This is a genomic window from Flagellimonas alvinocaridis (genome assembly GCF_004916895.1).
Classification (GTDB): domain Bacteria; phylum Bacteroidota; class Bacteroidia; order Flavobacteriales; family Flavobacteriaceae; genus Flagellimonas; species Flagellimonas alvinocaridis.
Genome location: NZ_SNTZ01000001.1, coordinates 1,068,174 through 1,091,288, shown reverse-complemented (window position 1 = coordinate 1,091,288; position 23,115 = coordinate 1,068,174). Strand labels below are relative to the sequence as shown.

General features: G+C 41.3%; 25 protein-coding genes and 1 tRNA gene. 12 read left to right on the top strand and 14 right to left on the bottom strand.

All coding sequences use genetic code 11. From position 1 onward, the window contains the following. Positions 1 to 74 precede the first annotated feature (74 nt). Positions 75 to 647 (top strand): hypothetical protein, encoded by a 573-nt coding sequence (locus tag EZV76_RS04935; protein WP_136565455.1) that lies wholly within the window; start codon positions 75 to 77, stop codon positions 645 to 647. Between the two features lie 55 nt (positions 648 to 702). Here the strand turns inward: EZV76_RS04935 and EZV76_RS04930 are convergent, their stop codons facing one another. The 7 genes from EZV76_RS04930 to EZV76_RS04900 form a co-directional block, all read right to left on the bottom strand. Beyond that, positions 703 to 2,823, bottom strand: coding sequence for a peptidylprolyl isomerase (locus tag EZV76_RS04930; protein WP_136565454.1), 2,121 nt, complete (start codon positions 2,821 to 2,823; stop codon positions 703 to 705). 84 nt (positions 2,824 to 2,907) lie between these two features. Then, a complete protein-coding gene (locus EZV76_RS04925) occupies positions 2,908 to 4,197 on the bottom strand; it encodes a hemolysin family protein (protein ID WP_136565453.1) in 1,290 nt (429 codons plus the stop codon). Positions 4,198 to 4,199: 2 nt separating this feature from the next. Further along, positions 4,200 to 4,403 carry an NfeD family protein gene (locus tag EZV76_RS04920; protein ID WP_136565452.1) on the bottom strand — a complete coding sequence of 68 codons (204 nt, stop codon included), beginning with the start codon at positions 4,401 to 4,403 and terminating at the stop codon, positions 4,200 to 4,202. Position 4,404: 1 nt separating this feature from the next. Then, the gene (gene lptC, locus EZV76_RS04915; protein WP_136565451.1) at positions 4,405 to 5,010 is read right to left on the bottom strand and encodes an LPS export ABC transporter periplasmic protein LptC; all 606 of its coding nucleotides are present in this window, start codon (positions 5,008 to 5,010) and stop codon (positions 4,405 to 4,407) included. Position 5,011: 1 nt separating this feature from the next. Next, the gene (locus EZV76_RS04910) at positions 5,012 to 6,382 is read right to left on the bottom strand and encodes a tetratricopeptide repeat protein (RefSeq protein WP_136565450.1); all 1,371 of its coding nucleotides are present in this window, start codon (positions 6,380 to 6,382) and stop codon (positions 5,012 to 5,014) included. 102 nt (positions 6,383 to 6,484) lie between these two features. Beyond that, positions 6,485 to 7,750 (bottom strand): BamG family beta-barrel-assembly machinery protein, encoded by a 1,266-nt coding sequence (gene bamG / locus EZV76_RS04905; protein ID WP_136565449.1) that lies wholly within the window; start codon positions 7,748 to 7,750, stop codon positions 6,485 to 6,487. Then, on the bottom strand, positions 7,751 to 8,479 hold the full coding sequence (locus tag EZV76_RS04900) for a type III pantothenate kinase (RefSeq protein ID WP_136565448.1): 729 nt from the start codon (positions 8,477 to 8,479) through the stop codon (positions 7,751 to 7,753). A 100-nt stretch (positions 8,480 to 8,579) separates the two neighbouring features. Between EZV76_RS04900 and EZV76_RS04895 the strand changes: the two genes are divergently transcribed. Both EZV76_RS04895 and EZV76_RS04890 read left to right on the top strand, forming a co-directional pair. Further along, a tRNA-Phe gene (locus EZV76_RS04895) sits at positions 8,580 to 8,652 on the top strand. Between the two features lie 70 nt (positions 8,653 to 8,722). Continuing rightward, entirely contained in the window at positions 8,723 to 9,214 is a 492-nt protein-coding gene (locus tag EZV76_RS04890) for a hypothetical protein (RefSeq protein WP_136565447.1), read from the top strand. Between the two features lie 60 nt (positions 9,215 to 9,274). On the opposite strand, the gene EZV76_RS04885 is transcribed toward EZV76_RS04890, so the two are convergent. The 4 genes from EZV76_RS04885 to EZV76_RS04870 form a co-directional block, all read right to left on the bottom strand. Beyond that, positions 9,275 to 10,399: an MBL fold metallo-hydrolase gene (locus tag EZV76_RS04885; RefSeq protein ID WP_136565446.1), complete on the bottom strand. Its 1,125-nt coding sequence runs from the start codon at positions 10,397 to 10,399 to the stop codon at positions 9,275 to 9,277. Further along, positions 10,390 to 10,965, bottom strand: a complete 576-nt coding sequence (locus tag EZV76_RS04880) for a hypothetical protein (RefSeq protein ID WP_136565445.1) — start codon at positions 10,963 to 10,965, stop codon at positions 10,390 to 10,392. The genes EZV76_RS04885 and EZV76_RS04880 overlap by 10 nt, the downstream gene beginning before the upstream one ends. Continuing rightward, positions 10,958 to 11,611 carry a hypothetical protein gene (locus EZV76_RS04875; RefSeq protein ID WP_136565444.1) on the bottom strand — a complete coding sequence of 218 codons (654 nt, stop codon included), beginning with the start codon at positions 11,609 to 11,611 and terminating at the stop codon, positions 10,958 to 10,960. Before EZV76_RS04875 ends, EZV76_RS04880 begins: the two co-directional genes overlap by 8 nt. A 245-nt stretch (positions 11,612 to 11,856) precedes the next feature. Then, a complete protein-coding gene (locus EZV76_RS04870) occupies positions 11,857 to 12,099 on the bottom strand; it encodes a helix-turn-helix domain-containing protein (RefSeq protein WP_136565443.1) in 243 nt (80 codons plus the stop codon). 110 nt (positions 12,100 to 12,209) lie between these two features. On the opposite strand from EZV76_RS04870, the gene EZV76_RS04865 reads away from it, so the two are divergent. The 3 genes from EZV76_RS04865 (at position 12,210) to EZV76_RS04855 (ending at position 14,514) form a co-directional block, all read left to right on the top strand. After that, the gene (locus EZV76_RS04865) at positions 12,210 to 12,647 is read left to right on the top strand and encodes a hypothetical protein (protein WP_136565442.1); all 438 of its coding nucleotides are present in this window, start codon (positions 12,210 to 12,212) and stop codon (positions 12,645 to 12,647) included. Between the two features lie 121 nt (positions 12,648 to 12,768). Further along, positions 12,769 to 14,061, top strand: a complete 1,293-nt coding sequence (locus EZV76_RS04860; protein WP_201741821.1) for an alpha-L-fucosidase — start codon at positions 12,769 to 12,771, stop codon at positions 14,059 to 14,061. Positions 14,062 to 14,286: 225 nt separating this feature from the next. Next, complete coding sequence (locus tag EZV76_RS04855) at positions 14,287 to 14,514, top strand: hypothetical protein (protein WP_136565440.1); 228 nt, start codon at positions 14,287 to 14,289, stop codon at positions 14,512 to 14,514. 523 nt (positions 14,515 to 15,037) lie between these two features. Here EZV76_RS04855 and EZV76_RS04850 read toward each other — a convergent pair. Then, positions 15,038 to 16,585, bottom strand: coding sequence for a glycoside hydrolase family 32 protein (locus tag EZV76_RS04850; protein ID WP_136565439.1), 1,548 nt, complete (start codon positions 16,583 to 16,585; stop codon positions 15,038 to 15,040). Positions 16,586 to 16,676: 91 nt separating this feature from the next. Here EZV76_RS04850 and EZV76_RS04845 point away from each other — a divergent pair, with 91 nt between their 5' ends. From EZV76_RS04845 to EZV76_RS04820, 6 genes are read left to right on the top strand one after another with little or no spacing between them, the layout of a single operon-like run. Then, a complete protein-coding gene (locus EZV76_RS04845) occupies positions 16,677 to 17,192 on the top strand; it encodes a rhodanese-like domain-containing protein (protein WP_136565438.1) in 516 nt (171 codons plus the stop codon). Continuing rightward, a complete protein-coding gene (locus EZV76_RS04840; RefSeq protein WP_136565437.1) occupies positions 17,182 to 17,796 on the top strand; it encodes a TIGR04282 family arsenosugar biosynthesis glycosyltransferase in 615 nt (204 codons plus the stop codon). Before EZV76_RS04845 ends, EZV76_RS04840 begins: the two co-directional genes overlap by 11 nt. After that, positions 17,793 to 18,608, top strand: coding sequence for a purine-nucleoside phosphorylase (locus EZV76_RS04835; RefSeq protein ID WP_136565436.1), 816 nt, complete (start codon positions 17,793 to 17,795; stop codon positions 18,606 to 18,608). Before EZV76_RS04840 ends, EZV76_RS04835 begins: the two co-directional genes overlap by 4 nt. Next, on the top strand, positions 18,605 to 19,570 hold the full coding sequence (gene arsM, locus EZV76_RS04830) for an arsenosugar biosynthesis arsenite methyltransferase ArsM (protein WP_116216282.1): 966 nt from the start codon (positions 18,605 to 18,607) through the stop codon (positions 19,568 to 19,570). Before EZV76_RS04835 ends, arsM begins: the two co-directional genes overlap by 4 nt. 14 nt (positions 19,571 to 19,584) lie before the next feature. Then, entirely contained in the window at positions 19,585 to 20,322 is a 738-nt protein-coding gene (locus tag EZV76_RS04825) for a DUF547 domain-containing protein (RefSeq protein ID WP_136565435.1), read from the top strand. Beyond that, positions 20,312 to 21,016 carry a TIGR04283 family arsenosugar biosynthesis glycosyltransferase gene (locus tag EZV76_RS04820; RefSeq protein WP_136565434.1) on the top strand — a complete coding sequence of 235 codons (705 nt, stop codon included), beginning with the start codon at positions 20,312 to 20,314 and terminating at the stop codon, positions 21,014 to 21,016. The genes EZV76_RS04825 and EZV76_RS04820 overlap by 11 nt, the downstream gene beginning before the upstream one ends. 3 nt (positions 21,017 to 21,019) lie before the next feature. Here the strand turns inward: EZV76_RS04820 and EZV76_RS04815 are convergent, their stop codons facing one another. Both EZV76_RS04815 and EZV76_RS04810 read right to left on the bottom strand, forming a co-directional pair. Next, positions 21,020 to 21,952 carry an N-acetylmuramoyl-L-alanine amidase gene (locus tag EZV76_RS04815; RefSeq protein ID WP_136565433.1) on the bottom strand — a complete coding sequence of 311 codons (933 nt, stop codon included), beginning with the start codon at positions 21,950 to 21,952 and terminating at the stop codon, positions 21,020 to 21,022. 96 nt (positions 21,953 to 22,048) lie between these two features. After that, a complete protein-coding gene (locus tag EZV76_RS04810; protein WP_136565432.1) occupies positions 22,049 to 23,068 on the bottom strand; it encodes a glycoside hydrolase family 113 in 1,020 nt (339 codons plus the stop codon). Between the last annotated feature and the right edge of the window lie 47 nt (positions 23,069 to 23,115).

Genomic DNA, 23,115 nt, shown 5'->3' with positions numbered 1-23,115 from the left:
GTATCCATCAATTGGAATGCCCATACCATGGAAGTATCCACTAGGTTTAAGCTATAAACCAAAAGTTGACTATTATGCCATGGTTCGGTAAAATCCCCATTATCTATCTGTCAGTTGGGTTCATATCCATAATGGATGTATACACCCAAACCCCTGAAACCACGCAAAGACTTGACCAATTTGTCAAGGAGAATTCCAAAGTCACCTATACTGAGATTACTTCTGAAGCCACAGAGTATATCCTAAAACACAAAGTATACTGCATCGCCTTGGAGACTTCCAACATTTATGATGACCCTGGCAGGGATTTGGATGAATTCATTGTGATTGATGACGGTACGGATATTCAAAGCTGTCAGAAGCTCAAAAAAAATACTTCCATGGCGTATTTCTTAGGCCACTTCCATGAAGATTTTACTCTTACCCCTACGACCGCTCCCTTATTTCAAGATCTTCTGGACATTCTATACCCAGTGGAGGATTGGAAATTGGATAAACGGGAATTCTTTTTTAAGAACGGCAAATGGTATTTTCTGCGTGATGCTTATATGAGGTCCAAACAAGGCTTTGAAATAACTGTGGATTCTGGAGGAAAAATTACTGACATGCGATACAAAATGAAATGGGACGTTCCGGACAGGTCATAAAAAAAGCGCCCAGTACAGTACTGGGCGCTTTTTTTATATTTCCAATAACTACATTTTAGTAGAATGTAGCTCTGTTATCCTCTATTTCGGCATTTTCCCTAAGTGCATTGTATACTTCTCCATTTACTCTATTTGCCGCACTTGCACGCAAGTTACCCGCATACGTACTAAAGTTCTCCATAGCTGGAGCATCTTCCTTCTTTGTCACTTTTAGCATATAAACACCTGTTTCACCCTGGATCAATCCAGATGTTTGATCTTGGCCAAGGGCAAAGGCCGTGCCCACTACCAACGGCTCTCTTCCTGCTCCTGGTATGGTTGGTGACTTTAAGGTTACTGCCGTAGCATTGCTTAAACTCACATTGTTGTCAGAAGCTATTGCATCCATTGCCTTACCTTGATTGGCAGCGATAATCTGTTCTGCTTTACGCTCTTTTCTGATTTGTGGCAAAGCCATTGTAGAAGCATCTTCAGGGGTCATTAACCCTTTTTTGTACTTTTTGGTCAACTGTACAACCGCATAGCCGTTGTTCACATTAAATCGTCTAATATCGCCAACACTGGTGTCTTCATTAAACGCCCATTGAACAATACTACGCTGTGAACCCAAACCGGGAAGACTTTCATCCATTTCCTTGATCTTGTTCACAGGACGTACGGTATAGCTACTCTCCCTGGCAATATCGCCAAAGTCCTCTGCTTTGGCATCCATGGACGCCATTTCGAACTTGGTGGCATCGGTGAACAAGGTATTGATGGTCTCCTCGGAAGGTTCAATTTCCCTTGAAAGGGTAGCAACTTGTACTACATCTTGTTTATCATCAACCTTAATGACATGGAAACCAAATTGAGTTTCTACCAGACCAATTGTTCCAACTGGGTTGTCAAAACAAAAGTCATTGAACCCATCAGCCATAACTCCTTCTTGGAAATATCCCAAGTCTCCGCCTCGTGGTGCGGATGGACCATCTGAATTTTCTCTTGCCAATGTTGTGAAAACAGCTCCTTCTTTTCTTGCTTCAGCCAAAATTTCTTTTGCTTTTGCTTCTGCTTCTTCCTTGGTTCTGGTTATGCTTGGATTGGCTCTTTCAGCACCTTCCCATGTAAAAAGGATATGGCTTGCCTTTACCGATCCATTGGCTTTTTTGTTCATGATCTTCGAAACCCTATAGAAATTTCCATCTTTATAGGGTCCGTATACTTCTCCAATGGCCAAGGTCATCAGTGTATCAGCAACCACGGCTGGCAATTCATTCTGCCTTTTGTAGATGGTATCAAATTTTGTATCGGAATTCCGATCCAAGAAAGCAACCATGTCCGTTGTGTTTCTAAACCCAGGAATAGTATCGGTTGCATCTCTTTCTTCATCATACTCTACCGTATCCCCCAACAGCGAAGTAATGGCTTCCTTCACGGCATTTTCATCTTCAACGGAGGGTCTTTCCTCAAAATAAATGAAGCGTATATCCCGTGCCTTATCTTGTTCAAACTGTTTTTTATGATTGCTGATGTACGCCTGAATATCACTTTTGGAAACTTCTATAGTACTGTCGGCAATGGAGGTATAAGGTACACGTACATATTGAATGTCTACCTTCTCATTGGCCAATTTATAGTCAAACTCACCCTCAACGAGTGTTGCACCAACTCCACCTTTGATCAGGTTAAAATACAAGCGTTCCTTGGCGGCTTCAATAATCGCTTTTTCATCCTGCAACCAAGCTTCATATCTTAATGGATCGTTCACTTTCCAATCTGCAATCGCACTTTTGAATACTTCTTCGTTGAAAATTCCATTTTCATCCAAAAAGTCAGGAATCTGGGCATATCCCGAAGTCTTTACAAACTCAATGATTTGGTCACTTTCCACATCAATCCCCAAATCCTCATATTGTTGGTTCAAAATCGCTTTTCTTACTTCGCGATCATAAACGGTGTTCACCAATTGTGTTGAAGAGAAATTGGGCCCGTACTGTCTTGAGGCTGTCTCTACCTGTCTTCTAAAGTCATCAATGGAAATACTTTCCCCATTTACCTCAGCTACCGAGGAGCCTACTTTGCCTCCTGCAAAATCGTTGCTGGAAAAGACTCCGGATATTACAAATGCGAACAACGCTAAACCAATGATCAAAATCAACACGGTTGTCCGTTTTCTAATATTCTCTAATATTGCCATTTTACTGCTTATTTTCTTTAATTACGGTGGGCGAAAATACCACTTTCTTTTCAAATAGGAAAGCTTAAAAAAGCGTGGAATTTGTTAATCCTCAGTATGAACGCGCACAACCACCAAATCGATTTTAGTGCTGGACACTTCCAAAATGTGAAAAGTGAAATTTTCAATTTTTACTTCTGAGTCTTGTTCGGGTATTTCACCTGTCTCATTCATGATGAGTCCGCCCAGTGTCTCGTATTCCTCGCCTTCGGGCAGCTCCAACTTATAATTTTCATTGATATAATCCACTTCCAGTCGGGCAGAGAACTTATATACATTTTCACTTAGTTGTTCTTCATGAAGGTCTGTAGAGTCGTGCTCATCTTCTATCTCCCCAAAAAGTTCTTCAATAATATCCTCAACAGTCATTATTCCCGCTGTGCCACCATACTCATCCAACACCACGGCCATACTTTTCCTCTTTTTGGTCAAGGCATTCAAAATATCCTGAATGGGCATGGTCTCTGGAACAAATTCAACCGGCAAGAGGATACTTTTTAAGGTCTTGGGTTTTTTAAAAAGCTCATACGAATGCACATACCCAATGATTTCATCTATATTTTCCTTGTACACCAAAATCTTGGAGTACCCTGTCTCTGAGAACAATTTTGCCAGATTTTTGGGTGTCTCGGAGATTTCCACTGCGGTGATTTCCGTTCTTGGCACCATAACTTCCCTTGCCTTTACGGTAGAAAACTCCAAGGCATTCTGGAATATCTGAATTTCAGAATCCACCTCATCCTCCTCTTCCACAGCTTCCATCTGCTCGGTAATGTAGTCTCCAAGTTCCAGTTTGGTAAATGATAACTGCACTTCATCCCCATCCGTTTTAAAAAATATCTTGAGAATAAAATCCGATACCTTGATTACAAACCAAGAGATGAACGAGAACAACACATAAAAAATATAGGCCGGTACGGCCAAGAACTTCAGTAGGGTATTGGAATAGATTTGAAAAAGTACCTTGGGCAAAAACTCGGCGGTAAGCAAAATGATCAAGGTTGAAATCACTGTTTGGGCCACCAAACTAAAATCTGTGAGCAGCACATTAAGAAAATCCAAGTTTGTGGGCAACAGGCTTTGAAACCATCTCATGAGTACATCTCCCATGAAAAGTCCATAAATAACCAATGCTATATTGTTTCCAATGAGCATGGTGGCTATAAATTTTGATGGTTTTTGGGTAAGCAGTGTCAATACTTTTGCCAAAAATCCTTGTTGCTTTTTCTCAATCTCGATATGGATTTTGTTTGCAGAAATAAAAGCAATCTCCATTCCTGAAAAAAAGGCCGAGAACAACAGCGAAAGCGCTATGATACCAAAAGAGAAGTCCAAAATTATTGTTGGTTGTCCTTTTTACGTTGTTCAAAACGTTTGCGATACCTCCTTCTAAATAAGAACATGGCTATGGAGACCACCGCAAAAAATATAAAAATATAGGTTTCCTTTGGGTCTATCTGCCAAAGGGTAACAATCTTATATATAGCTACAATGGCAACGACCAAATAAAGGTATTCCGTGTATCGTAAAATCTTTATCATACTATTCTTTTTCTTCCTTGATAGTCATTAGACCATATGTTTTATGGGCTTTTAAAAAACTAAATTCCTTATTGAAATCCATTCCTTCTCCATCCATTATAGTTCCATCTTCGGGGTTGGTATATGTAAATTTCTCTTCGGTAAAAATCCAATTATTCTTTCTATCAAAGAACAGTTGGGGAGTTTCCAATTTTTTACCATCATGGGTTTCGATTACCACATTGCCCTGTAAGTCTATCAATCCGGTCTGGGAATATACAATCCCATAGTCTGCCTTGACAATACTTTTTTGATTCTTCTCGTCAAAAAAATCGACCTTGAGTCCATTAGGAAAGGTACGGAATTTAAAGTTTTGGTTGTCATAATCCTCAGATAAAGGACTGGACAGCACTGCAATTACGCGGGACTGTGCAGAATCTTGGGAACTCATGACATCAACGGTCTCGGTATATGTGAAGGTGAAGTTATGGGCAATCCTTTCAGGGAAAACAGGTTTTATGGCTTCTTCACCCACCCTTTGATAGTCGTCCTTACAGGACATAAAAAGGATTGCCACGACAAAAGCCGTGGCAAAACACTTTAAAATATTTCTGGATGTTCGTTTCAACTTATAGATTAGGTACTTTAACACTACCTCCTACCCAGCAGCTGAAACTAATGGTTTTTCCTGCCATTCCAGAGCTGAAAATCATTTCCTTGGTAGGGGCTTTTGCATCATAACTTGCAGCAGTTTGACTGGCGTGACCGCTCAAAGAGGGATCTACTCTTCCTGCTTTTCTGGCCATGTCGGCAGCTTTCCAATAGATGGCTCTTTTCTCAAATGCAGAGGTTCCACAATCGTTGGCACTTCCAGCATAAAGATTGGCAATCAACAAATATGCTTTACCATTTGCTGGATTGGCATCAACTGCTTTTAGCGCATAGCTTCTACCTTGTGATTTACTGCTTTTTCGAACAATAGTGGCAATCTTGTATAGGATATTGGACTTCTTATAGGAATCCGTTTCCAGTTCCACGGCTTTATTAAAGTCTGCAATAGCTCCTTTGTTATCTCCAGATTTTTGTTTTAAAACACCTCCATACATGTAGGCATCTGCGGAAGGATCCAAAGCCAATTGGGCTTCAAACAACTTGCGGAACATAGGGTCGTCCGTACACTCTTTGGAGAACATTCTTCCCACGGCACGCTTCACCCATTTTACATCTCCTTTTTTGGCATCATAACTCTTTTCATATAGCGGGATAAGATTGTCACAATCTGCCAAGGCACCCAATTTGGAGTCGATGCTACTTGCAATTTTCCCGTAAGACTCAGAGTTAGTGCTGGCCACTCTCAATTGTCTTTTTTCTTTGGAAGTCAATGTTCCCAATGAATCCTTCGGAAGCAACTTGGTGACAACATCGGTCAATTTTTTATTTTCTTCCTCTACTTTCTCGGTTACATCATCATAGGTATCAAAAACATCTTGCAGGTCTTTCTTGCCTGTATCATGTAGATTCACCAAAGCTGAGAAGTATAGGTATAGGGCTTTAGGGTTTTTGAAGTTATCACGGTCTTCCTTAAAAGCCTTGTCCAACATACCGAACAACTGCTCATCGGATGCCATTTTGTTGTCGTAAAGCAAAAGTGCTTTATCGATTTCGGTAGCCGCTGGCGGGTAGTTCTTTGGGAAATATTTTCTACTGTTGTCATATAATGACAACAATTCCTGGATATATCCATCTTTATCGGCGCCTGAAGAGTTGTCTATTTTGTGCGCCAGAATTTTTTCTCCGTAGGAGAAATTGGCCTTGTTGATGTCTGGGCAGCTTTCATAAACCATTTTCCATGGTTCGTAGGCGGCATCATAGTTTTTTACTTTAGCGTGTTCTGCGTAAATGGAAAGATTGGTCATGCACTCTGGATTTTGTGCTTGAGCCATACTTAATCCCGTCGACATAATGGCCGCTATCATCGTTAAGTAGTGTTTCTTCTTCATCTTACTAATTTTAAAGTGGTTAAAGTACAAATTTTCATTAATAAATCCTGTTAAAGGAACTTATATGGGTGGTTATTTATTATTTCTTTAAAAAAAGGGCCATCAATTTATTTTTCTCTTGACAAACCATCTATCGTTTAAGGACAATCCTACATTAACCTTAAAATAACTTTCTTCAATAAGAGCTGCATCCGTGGTACCCCTTCTTCCCAGTTCAAAACCTAGGTTTAGATTTGAGAACGAATTCCCCAACGGTAATCCAAATCCAAAAGTTATGCCAAAGTTGTTTATTTCCTTATTGTTCACCTGAAGCCCGGTTACATCGTACCGGAGTCCTGCACGGTATGTAATTCTTTTAAAATAGCTGGTCAGGGAACGATAATCCGGCACAAAATACCCTCCAAAGGCGTATGTACTTGCATCGTTATAGGTTACATTTTCCAAGCCTAGGAATGTGTTTTCAAAATCGCTGAATTGTTGGAAACTGTATTCACCGCCCATAAACCACTTTTTGTTTTCCCCAAAACCTAATCCAACCGTAGTTCTTGTGGGTATTTTGAGCTCGGTGTTCCTTAGGTTGTTTGCATCCAAATCCACATCTATCACTTCAATTTCGTCTCCTGTGACCAACGAGAACGAACCTAGTTTTGCAGTATTCTTTGAAACAAGATTGCCTTGGGTATTCACCAAAACCGAGGTATATAGTGTGTACTTATCTTTTATGGTTGGGTTATAATTGAGTGCATATTTAAAGTCGTACCCATTTATACGTGACTCGCGATCGTCCAAAGTTCCAAACTGAACATCTTCCACACTTTGGATCCTTCTGTATTCCAACGTTCCAAAATTGTAGCTTGCCGTAACACCAATGCTCAAGTCTTTAAGAATTTGCATTCCTATAGAGGCATATATACGGTTTAGCCCACCGTCTCCCGTGAACACATTGGTGACCTCTGCTCCATCGGAAGTTTGTGTCTCATTCCTTAAACTATAGCCTACAGATGACAGGGGCATTAATCCAAAGCCCATGCCCACATTTTTTGCCACAGGGAAGCCAATAGCCAAATAATCCAGGTTTGTAACCGAGATGTTCTGCTGTTCGCTCCAATCTTTTAACCTGTACTCTGTATGGGAGAGTGCAGCGGTATATGTAGTAAGTTTTAGTTTTGAATAGGCCGCTGGATTGGAAAGGTTTATATGGATGCTGTCCGCATACATACTAACGCCCCCCATCATTTGGTTATCCACCGTTCCATTGTTTCTCAGGTCCCCTATTCCAAAGTATGAATACGGTGATATTGTACCGTTTTGCGCAAAAATGCCATGGGCAATCACACAAAAAAAAGCAATCAAAAATTTCCTAACCATCTAGCTTTTGTTGTATTCCAGCAAGTAATTTAGTCCCTCCAAGAGAAATTTGGGGTTCGCAAATATGGTGTTTTTTAGCCTTTTGTCAAAAAAATGGGAGTCACCGCCTGTTAAAATAACTGTTAAATGTTGGAACCGAGCCCGATACTGGTCAATAACACCGTCCACTTCCCGGGACACACCATTAATTACCCCACTATGCATACAAGCATTGGTGGAGTTTCCAATAAAATCCAAAACCTCAGTAGGTTCCAGCAGAGGTAATCCGGCCGTTTGCTGGTTCATGGCTTTATATCGCATCCGAATACCGGGTGAAATAGCTCCTCCAACAAACTCCCCTACATTATTTACCAAATCGTATGTGATGCAGGTCCCGGCATCTATCACCAATGTATTGCCTCTAGGGTTATGGTAAAAAGCCGCCGTTGCCAATGCCAACCTATCTACCCCCAAGGTCTGTGGGGTGGCATAACTGTTCTTAAAAGGAACTTTTGATGCATTTGTGAGCACATGCACCTTACAGAACAAGGCCAGAACATCGCGCTCTTTTTTATCCATTTTCCCAACCGAAGAGATCAATGCGTTGCCAATTCTGGGGTATTGTTCAAAAAGTTCCTTGATCTGGGAAAGGAACAATCCGGACTCTGAATTTTGGTCATGCAACATTCTGCCGTTTTCAAAAACCGCATACTTTACCAAGGTATTCCCGACATCCACAACCAAATTCATTCTGCAAAGATCGAGAATTGAAAAAAAACCCTAGCCTTTTTTCCAGATTTTGTTTGTATATCCTAATTTTGAAATTATATTTGCACCCGCTTAACGGCATGGTACCTTAGCTCAGTTGGTAGAGCAACGGACTGAAAATCCGTGTGTCCCTGGTTCGATTCCTGGAGGTACCACAGCAAACCCCCACAACCACAATGGTTATGGGGGTTTTGTTTTTTGGTTGACAATTTAAGTTTAAATATCATGAGTAAAGAATTCAAAAATTACGTTGGATTGATATTATTACTTCTGCTCGTTATTCTAGTCTGGAGAGGACTTTGGTATGGGTTTGAACATTGGTGGGGGCCCGAAAACCGTAAAGATATTGGAGCTTTTGGAGATAGTTTTGGAACAATAAATAGTTTGTTTTCGGCTTTGGCTTTTGCCGGCATCATTTACACCATAATACTTCAACGGAATGAACTATCCCTGCAAAGACAAGAACTAATAGAGACTCGAAAGGAATTAAAAAGGTCCGCAGATGCTCAGGATAGATCTGAAAAGCAACTTGAGCGTCAATCAAACAATTTAAAAACAACAGCTAGACTAAATGCTCTGAATTCGTTGCTGAACTATTATATAGAAATAGAAAAAATAAGTGAATTTGTATCAGAAATAATAGAAGCTAAGAAAAAACAAAAGGATTGTGTAGAAGAAATACAAAACATTTTGAACAGAAAAAATGAACCCATCTAATGTTTCTGTTAAATTTAAATATGATTGGACTTTCTTTACCCGCACAACCTGTTTAGATATTCAATCTGCGACCTTAAAAGCACTTCCAAATAATTCAACAGATACCATAGGATGAGAATCAGACAGATCAATTCTTGACCTAACTATTCCTAGCTCGAATTTCATTTCCGACAGATTTTTTGAAAATAACTCCGCCATTTTATGCAATGATTTAGACCTTGCTTTTGGTCTTGGTTGGTTATTATGCACAGGAGAGGTTATAAACAGATCAGTTGAGTGTTCCCTGTATTTTTTCAGCATCTCTAGTTCGGGAAGTTTCGACCCTCTATTCCATGGTGTCAATTTAAGAATTGCATTGTCTCCTATAATATTCTTAAAAATATCTTCATGATATCCATTTTGGGACCCGTGATGTGGTAATTTGTAAATTACAGGTTTGGTATTAAACATAAGACAGTTGTTAATGATATCATGCCATCCTTGATCCTGATTTTCCTTAACCTCCAAATCCGCTCCCAATAGGGCAGAAAACTTTTTATGCTTAATTAAGATAACTACAGATTTATCATTTGGACCTTTTTCCGGTACGCTTACAACCGAAAACCTCTTGTCTAATAATGCCCCCAGTTCTCTGTCAAAATGTGCAACAACACTTTCCGAAGGAGATAAAGAGTCAATTTCAAACTCCCCTAAATCGTTTCCCCCAACATTAAATTGTATTTTTCCTAAAACTTGATTCGAAGACGCTCTAACAACTTTAATTTTCTTAGACACTGATAGTTCTAAACATTTTCCAAATTCATCAATTGAAGAAAATCCACCCTTTGCTTCTTTCTCAGAATCAAGGGTAATAAACCTTACGAATTTATCCTTGTCATTAACTCTTGGGACAATAAATTTTGCATTCTCGCACACTTCCAAAATATGGGAAAGGCCCCTAATATGATCATTGTGCCAATGTGTACATATAACAAGGCTTACATCATTTAAGTTTGCTCCAATTTCTTCCAAATACTGTAAGGGTAAAACATCCTTAGTTTTAGGATTAATACAACTATCAACAATTATCCAATTGCGGCCTACCCTAACAACCATAGACTCCCCATAACCACCACCAGTACCGATAAGCGTTATTTCTGCTTCTGTCTCTTTTGGCAGAGTAAAAAAGTTACGTTTTAATCCCAATCTATAGCTTCATTCAATTTGTCAGCCTTATCCATTAAAGAATCAAATTCATTTGGATTCAAAGGGGCTATTCTTTGAAATCTAATTTCTGAAACCTTTTTTCTTTGTTTCCTTATAGTAAAAAGTCCAAAAATCCAATAAAATATGGCTCCTTCTTTGAAAAGAGGTAAATCTTCCTCTGAAACTGAATCCTTTTCAAATTCCACTAATTCATAGGTGCCATCATCGCTAAATAAACGCCCTTTAAAACTATCTTCTTCGATGGAAGTAACAAATCCTTTCATTTTGAGATAATCATTAGTAATAGTTGAGGGGTCCTTATAGTAATTATACCTTGGAATCTTTCTTAAATAACCCAATTCTTGAGATACAATAAAACCCTTTGAAGATTCATATAGGGATGGTGCTTCTTGTTCAGAAAGAAATCCTTTTGAACCATGGTCAATCAAACCATATCCAGAATATAGGTCGTCGATTTGCTTAGTCAGTATTGATTCTTCATCAATATCAGTTCTTAATAACTGAGCATCTTCATACCAAACCGGTTGAACAAGTGTATTACTCATTTTGAAAACGCTTTAAAATATTTTCATATAAATTCATAGCCTTAACTGCAGAAAGTTCCCAATGCTTTTCTATTGTTCCATCAACAGTTGCATCAGAGATTCTATCAAAGTGAATATGATAGTTAAGCTGAAAAGAAACCCCAAGTGGCCTAACCACACCTGAAGGGCTTATTATTACCGTATTTCTAACTTTTGCATCCGGATTTTCATTTTCTACCATTTTCAATTCTAGGACACCCGGCTCCTTTAAGTCATCGTTCCAAGGTTCCACTGGGACAAGCCAATGACCAAATTTTTTAAATTCATTTACATCTTTTAGCTTAAAGTGTCGTGTATGATTAATCCCTATTCCCCGAATCGGGGTTTCAGCAAGATATCTAAATATACTTATCACTAAGTCTTTGCAAAGAATAAATTCAGCTTCATTATAGCAATCAAGTTGAAACCTATCTTTAGTCACTTGAATTTTCGCAAAGGATAAATCAAACTTACTAACTTCTGGATGTACCACTTCGATAATGCCTTCTTGATCTTTATCAGAAGCTCGAATCAGTCCTTTTAGCTCTAGCCAATGGGGGTTAATTATTATAGGATTGAAGTTGCCTAAGAGAACAATAGATAAGCTATAAATATCTGGTTTTTGCACGGTTACTGCTTATAGTTCATTCATTAGAACGCTTAAATATACAAATCTATTTCACTTGAATCCATTTCCTTTCAAGTTAAAATTATTTGAAAAATTTCTCAAAAGGCAAATAAATCAACCAAAATGTCTACCATTCAGCAGTTATCAATAATATGGCTGATTTCCAAAGTAATCATTGGATACGAATGAAATCGAACCTGGCATTAGATTTTTAAATGTACTACCTTCAATTTATTTCCTTGTAATCAATTGTCAAAAGCCAACAATTCCGAAGTCGTTATTCCAAAAGCATCCGCCAATCTTTTCAACATGGAAATTTTCATTTCTTGCTTACCCAATTCATATTTCCGTAGGTTCTGAGCATCTATGCCTGCCTTGAAGGCAATTTCTTCAATACTCAAATCATTTTCAACCCTAAGTGCTCTGAGATGTTTCCCAAATTCAACACAAAAGGCTGGGATTTCTTTTTTTCGTTCACGTTTCGACATATATCAAAAATGCATACAAGAAGTTTTATGCAACGAATTGTATACAATAGGTTATTTACAACCTTTTTACTATTTTTGAATATAGAGAATCCCAAAATCAACTATCTACTATGCCAACACCCTCCATTTTATCCGCCTTTGACCGCTTTCTCCACCAAAACTCCCAAGCTCCCTTGCACCTTAGCTTTGCCAACTTGGAGATCCAAAACCACCAAAACGGGCAATTGCTGCAACGGGTGCATAGGCCGCAGGGCCATGTGATCCTCCAGAAAACAACACAAGAGGGCGTGGCCCAAATAACGGTGCTGGACTATATGGTGTTTCCCTTCGCCTTTCAATTTGCCATGCCCGGTGCCCAAGGGCCCCATGAGGGCCAAATGCTGCAGCTGCCCCGCCCCCTGCACCAAGGCAGTTGGTATGTGGACCATGATAAACTGCAGCTCTCCTTTTTCATAGATCCCCCGGACCCTTTTCTACGGCTACAGGTGACCCATGTGTACCAAGGCATACTGGTACGCAACCGTTGCTGTGCCCCATGTTGCGGGTAACCACCAACATTAGGGTTTAGTTTCTTTCGTTTCCTTTCAAGTGCGTATCTTAGCGGACCACACCAAACCTTAATAGCCAATGAAGTTTTTTACAACCTGTTGTTTCCAAATCTTAGGCTGTATGTTGTTATTGCTGCCTGTTTCCCTACACGCCCAAGAAGAAGTCCTTAACCTGAACAAACCGGAAAGGGAAGCTTGGTTTTCCGAGCAAGGTTTTGGCATGTTCATCCATTGGAGTGTGGATGTGGAACTGGGCTCCGTGATCAGCCACTCCCTTGTCGGGGCATCGGAAGATTACACCAAACGCTATTTTGAAGAGCTACCAAAGACCTTCAACCCCAAGGCATTTGACCCCGAAAATTGGGCCAAACTGGCCAAACTGGCCGGGATGCGGTACGTAATGTTCACCACCAAGCACCATAACGGCTTCTGCATGTACGATACCAAGACCACGGACTACAACATCATGAACACGCCCTTTGGGCGGGATGCCACCCGCGAGGTCTTTGATGCGTTCCGAAAAGAAGGCATTGCCATTGGCGTATATTTTTCCCCGGACGATTTTCATTTTTTATATGAGCAGGGCGTTACCATCAGTCGGGTAGATCCCAAGGCCAAGGCTTCCGGCAACCCAGAACTCAACGCTTTTGCCAAAAAGCAGTTGCGGGAACTGTTGACCAACTATGGTAAGGTGGACCTCATCTTTCTGGACGGTATGGAGCAATATGCAGAGACGGAACTGGCCAAGGTGGCCTGGTCCATGGACCCGGACATTGTAGTGACCCGCGGCGTTATGCACACCCCCGAACAGAACACACCCAACGAACCCATGCCCGCCCCTTGGGAGGCTTGCTATACCATGGGTACCCAATGGCAGTACAAACCCACCAACGAGACTTATAAAAGCGGCACGGATATTATTGAGCAACTTATTGAGATCAGGGCTAAAGGCGGCAACTGGTTGCTGAACGTGGGACCAAAACCGGATGGCTCATTGCCCATTGAACAGGAAGAGCGCCTTCGCGAAGTGGCCCTTTGGCAGTTTGTGAACGGGGAGTCCATCCATGAGGTGGAATCTTGGGGCGTGATCCGCGAAGGAAACATCTGGTTCACCAAAAAGAAGAACCAGAATACCGTTTATGCCTTTATCACCAAAGAGGCCATGCCCTTTGGAAAACGGAAGGCATTTACCCTAAATTCCGTAAAGGCGGGTCCCAATACCAAGATCAGCGTTTTGGGACAAAATGGAAAAGTGTTGGAGTACGCCCCGAACACGGACCCAGCTCCCAAGATCTTGTCCACGGAAGGTGGTCTTACCATAAGTGTGATGCGATCGCAACGCCTCTACAACGACCAGACCTGGCCCAACCCGGTGGTGGTGAAAATAGAAGGGGTGGAGTTTCAAAAACCTTAGAAGACCGGAACGCATTCCATACTAGTGCGCAACTGCGTTGACACGGGTCCAATCACTTTAAAAAGCTGTTTTTCACCCGTCCACGTTTTTGAAACTTAGAAAAAAAAGTTAAAGCGACCTTTTTCTCTTAAGGTTTTCATAAATACAAAAATCGAATGGTATTATAAGCACAAACTATAAAACAAACCCTTATATTTAGCCAATTCAGATTAATTTTAAACAAAAATGACTCAAGAGTTACTTACAAAGGCCCAAGAGTTTGAAAACAGACCTCTGAGCCACATGTCCACAAGCGATAGGGTTGAAGCTTCCAGGGAAGCCAAACAGCTTATATTATCCATTAATGAGATCTATAAAAAGACCAAAGATTCCAAATTGATGGAAGTGATGAAAAATCTGACCCTTAAAAAGCAAAAAATTGAAAAGCGTCTTAAAGGAACCCCTTTGGTTTAAGGTAAGGTTTCCTGATAAGGCAGGAATGGGGCCGTAGGCGAAAAGCTTACGGCCCCATTTCTTTTATTTTTGATTCCGACCCACACCACATCTAGGTAACTTTCTGGTTTTCAGAAAAAACGAAACAAAAACCCACTACCTTCCATTCCTTTCCTTTCTGATTTTCAAAAAAATAGGGGCTGGTTTTTCCATTTACAAAGCAATTTGCACCAATTATATCCCATTTACTGCCATAAATAAAATTGTGAATTGTAGGGACATTGCTTTTAGTACTTTCGGTGACAGAACATCTCAACCAAGAACAAACACTATTGCAAAATGAACACTGTAGAAGTAAAACTGGGTTACCTTTTCTGGTATTTTGTCATTGCCATTTCTGTAGTTTCCCTTATTAGCAGTCTATACAATTATATCAGTTAAGCTATACTAAACACCATTCACGAAAATTCCCAATTAGAAAATGTAGTCTCTCCAAAGGGTATCTTTTTTAGGATGCCCTTTTTTATTCCCCGTCATCAAAAATTCACCAAATGGTTTGCATGGTTTCTATGCCTTCCAATAAAATGTCTTGCCCACTTTGCCCATTGGATATGATTAAGATGGTATACGGTGCGGTTGGGAAAATTTGGTCGGTCATCACCCAAAGCCCTTCATTTATAAAAACCTCAACAGACGACCTGTCCAAAAAGATACTTAGCTCCAGCTCCCCTGCCTTGGAACAATCCAATGGCATTTGGTGATGCTTATTGCCAAACTCTTGTTGAAATTCAACCTGCCCCGAATTGGTCCGATCCAACCTGAACATATTGGTATTGGAATCCATGGACAATACCAATGCTTCATCTAAATGGTTCTTAAAAGTGATGCTGAAATCCTTGCAAGCTGTTCTTAATTTGATTCGGGATTGGTTCAGTCCATCTAAAACCACCTCCCTTTTTCCACCTGATGGAACCCTTACATCTTTTGCCATCATTTCTGCAGTCAATCCATCTACTTGCTCCAATGGGAAGTTTTTCAAGGCATATTCCTCTCCCATTTTTACCAACGACAGTTTTCTGGGCAAGGTCATGGCACTTCTCCAAACTTGGGTCGGTGTATCCCTGGCATAATCCCAGTTGCTCATCCACCCTATAAATATTCGGTCACCGTTGGGTACATTATTATAGGTGACCCCAGCATAATTGTCCGTTCCATAATCCAACCATTTTGCCTCTTTCTGATCTGAAGTGAATTTCTCCCCATCAAAATCCCCAACAAAATACTGCGTACCACTCCCTCCATTGGGTGCTCCCGGATTTATACTGATGATCAACACCCATTTTTCCTCATCGGTGCCCTCTACCGGTAATTTAAAAAGGTCCGGGCACTCCCATACACCGCCATGCGCACCCTGATTTTTTCCAAAATCACTGAGATACTCCCATTCCCTTAAATTTTCCGATGCGTAAAACTTGGCATGGTCCCCTGCCACCAAAGCCAATATCCATCGCTTTGTGGATTCGTGCCAAAAAACCTTGGGATCTCTAAAATCCTTTATTCCCTCATTGCCAATAACCGGATTTCCTTCGTACTTGGTCCATGTATCCCCATTGTCCAGACTGTACGCAATGCCCTGGGTCTGAAAATCGGTCCTGCCCTCTTTTTCTCCTTCCATGGAGTGATAGGTGAAAATAGCCACCAAGGGTGTCTCTCCATTCTTGGCAAAACCCGAAGTATTGTTACGGTCCACCACGGCACTTCCTGAAAAAATAAGGCCATGCTCATCCGGATACAAGGCAATAGGCTTGTGTTCCCAATGTACCATATCCTTACTAACCGCATGCCCCCAATGCATAGGTCCCCATACAATATCATCTGGATAATATTGATAAAAAAGGTGGTAGATCCCCTCGTGGTATACAAGTCCGTTGGGGTCGTTCATCCACATCTTGGGAGGTGAAAAATGGTATTGGGGGCGGTATTGCTCCTTATACACTTGAGGTTCTTGCCCTTCATCAACCTTCTTTTTCCTTGTTTCCTTACAGGCCATAAAACCTGCCAAAAAAACACATACGACCATTGCTTTTTGCATCGGATTGGATTTTGTTCATGAATATTCCCTTAAGTTAATCATAATAATGAATGAAAATTTAAAGGCTATCTTTGGATTACATCCAAAATCCATGAAGCGACACCTACATCTTCTTCTTTTTTTGGTCCTCGGCGTGGTTTCCTGTGCACAGTCCATACCCGATGTGCTTGAAAAGTACAACGACCACACGGTTGAATACATAACGGTTGCTTCCTTGGACACCCTAAACACTCCCATGCTACTGGATGCCCGGGAACTCGAAGAATTTGAGGTAAGTCATTTGGACCATGCGTTATGGGTAGGGTATACGAATTTCAATGTGGAAACCGTCCAAGAGATGGTCCCTGATAAAAAAACGCCCCTAGTAGTCTACTGTTCCTTGGGCGTTCGGTCCGAAGAGATTGGGAAGCAATTGAAAAAGGCCGGATACACCAACGTCAAAAACCTATATGGGGGCATTTTTGAATGGAAAAACCAAGGCCGTCCGGTGTATGACCAAAATCAACAACAGACCGAAAAAGTACATGCCTTTAGTAAGTATTGGGGACGATTTTTGACCAATGCCGAAAAAGTGTACGCCAACAAAAGTAACACACATGGGCAGTAGCCTTCTCATAATTCTCACCAGAAACCCTGAACTTGGCAAATGCAAGACCCGTTTGGCAGCCAAGGTAGGGGATACGGCCGCACTGGATATTTACAAGTTCCTGCTCCAGCATACCGTTTCGTTCACCAAAAACCTGACTGTGGAAAAATGGGTTTTCTATTCCGAAGACATTTGGGAACACGATATTTGGGACAACCATATCTATACAAAAAAACTGCAACGCGGTCCTGATTTGGGGACACGCATGTTAAACGCTTTTGAAGAAGGTTTCAAGGCTGGGTTTAAAAAAATCTGTATTATTGGAAGTGATATGTACCACCTCTCCCAAGCCAATTTGGAGGAGGCTTTTTCCAGATTGGACGACCATGATTTTGTGGTAGGACCTGCGGAAGATGGAGGGTACTATCTTCTTGGAATGACCACCTTGAAAAAGGAATTGTTTCTGAACAAAACATGGGGAACAAATACTGTTCTCTCGGATACATTAAAGGACTTAAGGGCTGATTCTGTTTTTTTACTTTCCGAAAAAAACGATGTGGACCATTACGAAGACATAAAAGATATTGAGGCTTTTCAGCCTTTTTTAAAACATATGAAAAAATGACCCAAGCACAACTTGACGAATCTGTTGATTATTTAATAAAACGAGGGTTTGAAGCCCCTGAAATTGGAATTGTACTGGGCACCGGACTGGGACAATTGGTAGATAACATTGAAAATCCGGTTGAGGCCCACTACAACCATATTCCCCATTTTCCTTTGGCCACCGTGGAGTTTCATTCAGGAAAACTGATCTATGGAACCATTTCCGGCAAAAAGGTCGTAGTCATGCAAGGGCGTTTCCACTTATACGAAGGATATGATTTTGTGGATATCACCTACCCCATTCGGGTGATGCACCTCTTGGGCATAAAAAAGCTCTTTGTGTCCAACGCGGCTGGGGCAGTGAACCTTGACTTTAAAAAAGGGGACATCATGCTCATTGAAGACCACATTAATCTTCAAGGGGGATCTCCACTGGCTTTTAAGGGTGTTTCCGAATTTGGAGAACGTTTTGTGGACATGAGCGAACCCTACGATGTGGACATGCGCAAAAAAATTGAGAACATCGCCAACAAAAATGGCATTTCCCTCAAAAAAGGAGTCTACGCTTCAGTAGTGGGACCACAACTGGAAACCAAGGCGGAATATCGCATGTTGAAAATTTTAGGGGCAGATGCCGTAGGAATGAGTACCGTACCAGAAGTAATTGTCGCCAATCATTTACGACTACCCATTGTAGCGGTATCTGTTTTAACCGATGAATGCGACCCTGAAAACCTTCAACCCATTGACATTCAGGAAATCATAGCCGTCGCCAATAGAACAGAACCAAAAATGATACAATTGTTTAAAGAATTGATACTGGAAATATGAGTTATTTAGATGCCACCCAAGACCTCTATAAAGAGGCCGCACTTACCCCAGACGTTGGACTTTGCTGTACCACCAATCCCATTTGGCAGTTCCCGGGACTGTCCATTCCCAAAATTATGCAGGAGATGAACTACGGATGCGGAAGCACCGTTTCCGCGCAAGATTTGGTGAACGACCCCAAAATTCTTTACGTAGGCGTTGGTGGCGGAATGGAATTGCTACAGTTCTCCTATTTCTCCAGACAAAAAGGCGGGGTCATAGGTGTAGATTCCGTGGATGAAATGTTGGAGGCCTCCCGAAAAAACTTTAAGGTGGCCGAAACGGAAAATGATTGGTTCAAAAGTGAGTTTGTGGATCTCGTAAAAGGTGATGCATTAAACCTGCCCGTAGCCGATGAAAGTATTGATGTTGCAGCCCAAAACTGTCTGTTCAACATCTTTAAAATGGAAGACCTGAAAAAGGCCGTTGCAGAAATGTACCGGGTCCTCAAACCCCATGGCCGTTTGGTCATGAGCGACCCCATCTGCGAACAGCCTATGAATGATGAACTACGAAATGATGACAGACTCCGTGCCCAATGCCTTAGCGGCAGTATCCCCTTGAAGGATTACGTAAAAGTGTTGACCGATGCCGGTTTCGGCACCATAGAAATCAGGGGGCGAAGGTCGTACAGGGTACTCTCGCCCAACCACTACCCCACCGATGAGCTCATCCATATTGAGTCCATTGAAATAGCGGCCATTAAAGATCCCATGCCAGAAGATGGACCTTGCATGTTCACTGGAAAAACAGCCATTTATTATGGAGGAGAGGAGTATTTTGATGATGGAAAGGGGCATGTACTTCTTCAAAACCAACCCTTGGCCGTATGTGATAAAACGGCGGCAGCTTTGGGCAATGCGTCGGATGAAATCCATATCAGTGAAAGCACCTGGCACTATAACGGGGGCGGATGCTGTTAAGATAATTATTGGTCATGAACAGTGTTTTGTACATCGTTTTAGGGTTGATTCTGATTTGTTGCGGCGGAAAGAGTGTAAAAATTGAGCATCAAGAAACATCGACCCCTCCATCGCACACCCTATGGAACACTTTGGTGCAACAGTATGTAGATGAAGATGGGGATGTGGACTACGGTGGGTTGCAAAAAGAGGTATCCCGTTTGGATACCTATTTGGGGGAACTCTCCACTAATCCACCTGCAACCTCCTGGTCCAAAAACGAAAAATTGGCCTATTACATCAACCTGTACAATGCCGGGACCGTTAAGCTCATCGTGGACCATTTTCCGGTGGAAAGCATAAAGGATATTCCCAACCGTTGGGACAAGGAATGGCTCAGGGTGGGAAACGATGTTCTATCTTTAAATGACATTGAGCACAAGATTCTTCGGAAAATGAACGAAGCCCGTATTCATTTTGCCATCAATTGCGCTTCCTATTCCTGCCCCAAATTGCTCAATTCGGCTTTTACCGCCGAGAACATGGAGGATCAACTACACCAAGCCGCTTTGGATTTCATCAATGACCCCAAACGGAACCAATTTGAAGGCAATACCGCTTATTTATCCAAAATTTTCAAGTGGTACAAAGGTGATTTCACTGAGAATGGGTCGCTTCAGGAGTATATCAGTTCCTATTTGGACAAACCCATTATCAAGGACACCAAAATTGATTATTTGGAATATGATTGGAGCTTGAACGATGCCAAATAAACCTCAAACCTTAAGTATTATTATTCCTGTGCTCAATGAAGCACCGCATATTGGCAATTTACTCACATACCTTTCAAAGAATTCATCCCCACATTTGATATCGGAAATAATCTGTGTGGATGGTGGCAGCACGGACAATACAAGTGCTATTGCCAAAAAACATGGTGCAAGGGTCATACTTTCAGAGAGAGGGCGTGCCGTTCAAATGAACCTTGGAGCCAAACATGCCCAAGGCAGTGTACTCTATTTTTTACATGCAGACACTTTTCCTCCTAAACATTTTGACCAAATTATCCTCAAAGCCACCGAGAAAGGGCATAAGGCTGGGTGTTTCCGGATGAAATTTGACACCAAAAATCGTTTTTTGGGGTTCTTTGCCTGGTTTTCACGCATCAACCATATCCTGTGCAGGGGTGGGGATCAATCCTTATTTGTACAACAAGCGCTTTTTAACCAACTGGGCGGGTTCAATGAAACCTATAAAATTTACGAGGATACGGAATTTATATCGAGAGTATACAGACATGACCAATTTATGGTTTTGCCACACTATGTAGTCACATCGGCCAGAAAATACCATGAGGTGGGATGGTTTAGATTGCAGTTTCACTTTGCCATGATCCACCTAAAAAACTTTTTTGGCGCAGGACCCGAAGAACTGCATCGGTATTACAACAAAAATATCCTGACCTAAATATTATTCATTGATTTCCAAATCAACATAATCGTTCATAATGCCATTGGTAAGCACATTGACGAACTTTTTTCTATCCAGTTGCATCGCAATTTTTTCCTTGGATTTTTTAGATGCGTTTTCTAAGGTGATAAGACTTATGGCTGGTAGAATATTTCGAGCGAGATAGAGATTTTCCTTGTCCTCAAAAATCAAATGGACATCTTCATACGTGCGGTTTGAAACACTGTTCTTTTTGAACACGTTCTCAATATTATTGGCCAAACGCTGTCCCTGCTCACTCTTATTGTAATGGTACACAGCCACATCTGTATTGCTTCCAGCAATTACGTCAACTGCACGTATCACAATAACCCTTTGGTATTTGCCTGTGTTTTGAATATAACGCTTATTAATGGCTTCAATATAATTTCCCATTTGCTGCATTTCGGTCAGCGGCTCAACCAACTCAGGGGAATCCGGAATTTCTTGTCCCAAAATATAGACTTGGGCTCCGTGAACCATCAATTCTGCGGCCAAACTCTCCGTAACACCTTTTGCATACCCATTATTTATATCTTTCTTGTCCTCAACAATGAGATAATACACGGCATTTTTTAAGGTTTCACTTTTCAAGGACATTTGTGCCAACTCAGAATCAAAAATGGGTTCTTCAACACCATCTTTGGACTGCACCACCACCCCGGTTTTTTTAAACGAATCTTTAGCCCGTGGCACTTCATAGCCTACACCCACTTGTAGCAGACTGCCATTCTTTATTTTTTCAGAATTCAACTTGATGAACTCTTCATAATGTTTGACAGGGTCTAACCCCTGCTTTCTCAAGAGCGAAAAAATTCCGTCCCCGGGTTGGGCAACTACGGTGTAATGGTCCTCTTGCGCCAAAATAACAGAGCAAGCACAGACCCAGAAGAATAGGGTTGGCATTAATCTCATAACTGTAATTTTTTGGGGAAGGGTGCATTACAAATATGGCAAAAAAACAGCTACGATTGCGATTGGTTAGGGGAAAATTCTTAACAATTCTTTTCTTTAACCTTGAGGGTTCAATTTCTTAATCCGGGCATAGTGTTTTCGTATCACCGATTCTGCAGGTTTGTTCTGGGGCGTAAATCTATTATCGGCATGCCCTCCAGCCCTATCATGGTGTATAAACCATTTCCAGACAAACCCTCCGGCAAACCAATCCTCGTCCCAAAACTCATCAAAAATCATCTGGGTCGCCTCTGCCTGTGCCTCAAGATTTACCTCCATTTGGTTTCGGTCCACCAGCCAAGGTTTTTTTCCTGTATAATCCATGCTACGGTATCCAAACTCTGTAAAAAGAATAGGTTTTTCAAACTTTTCGGATAACGCTTTTAATTGCTTTTTCCATGGTTGCCAACCACTTCTCAATTGCTCTTGGGAAGGCTCCCGATGCTCAGATAATGGGAAATATGCATCCACCCCAATAAAATCCAACTGATCCCAAAATGGGGTTCGTGTGTACTCGTCCCAATTGGCCGCATAGGTAAGCTTGCCCTTATAAATATGTTTAACCTGAATAATCAAATCTTGCCAAAATTGAGGTCGGTTCTTTACAAACTCTTCCAGTTCGGTACCAATGCAATACATATCGCATTGGGTTTCCTGGGCCAGTTCCGCATAAGCCAGAATGAACTTGGCGTACGCACTCTCCAAAGCCTTCCAATCTGTTTCGGACTGCATGACCATATCCCCTGTGAACGCTCCACGCCAAATCCAAATTTGGGGTTTCAACATCACTTTTATACCATTCTTATGCAACATCCCTATATACTGCTTGGCCCCCTGTTTGGTTTCACCATACCATTGTCGTTCCGTATCAAATACCAGTTCCGGAGATTGCAAATCCCTAATAAAACCAAAGGGCATTACCGCTGCATAGTTGGCATGGATATCCAATACAGGATTTACATGGGCCTGCAACACCTCTTCACGAGACCCCACAAAACTTATCCCATTGATCTTATCTCCCTTTTGTCCGCTGCAAGAAAGAAGGGCAAACCACAATAGAAAGGCAAATTGTTTCATGTATTTGGAATGTAAAATCCTAAAAATAATCTTTTTATCTGTTGGGG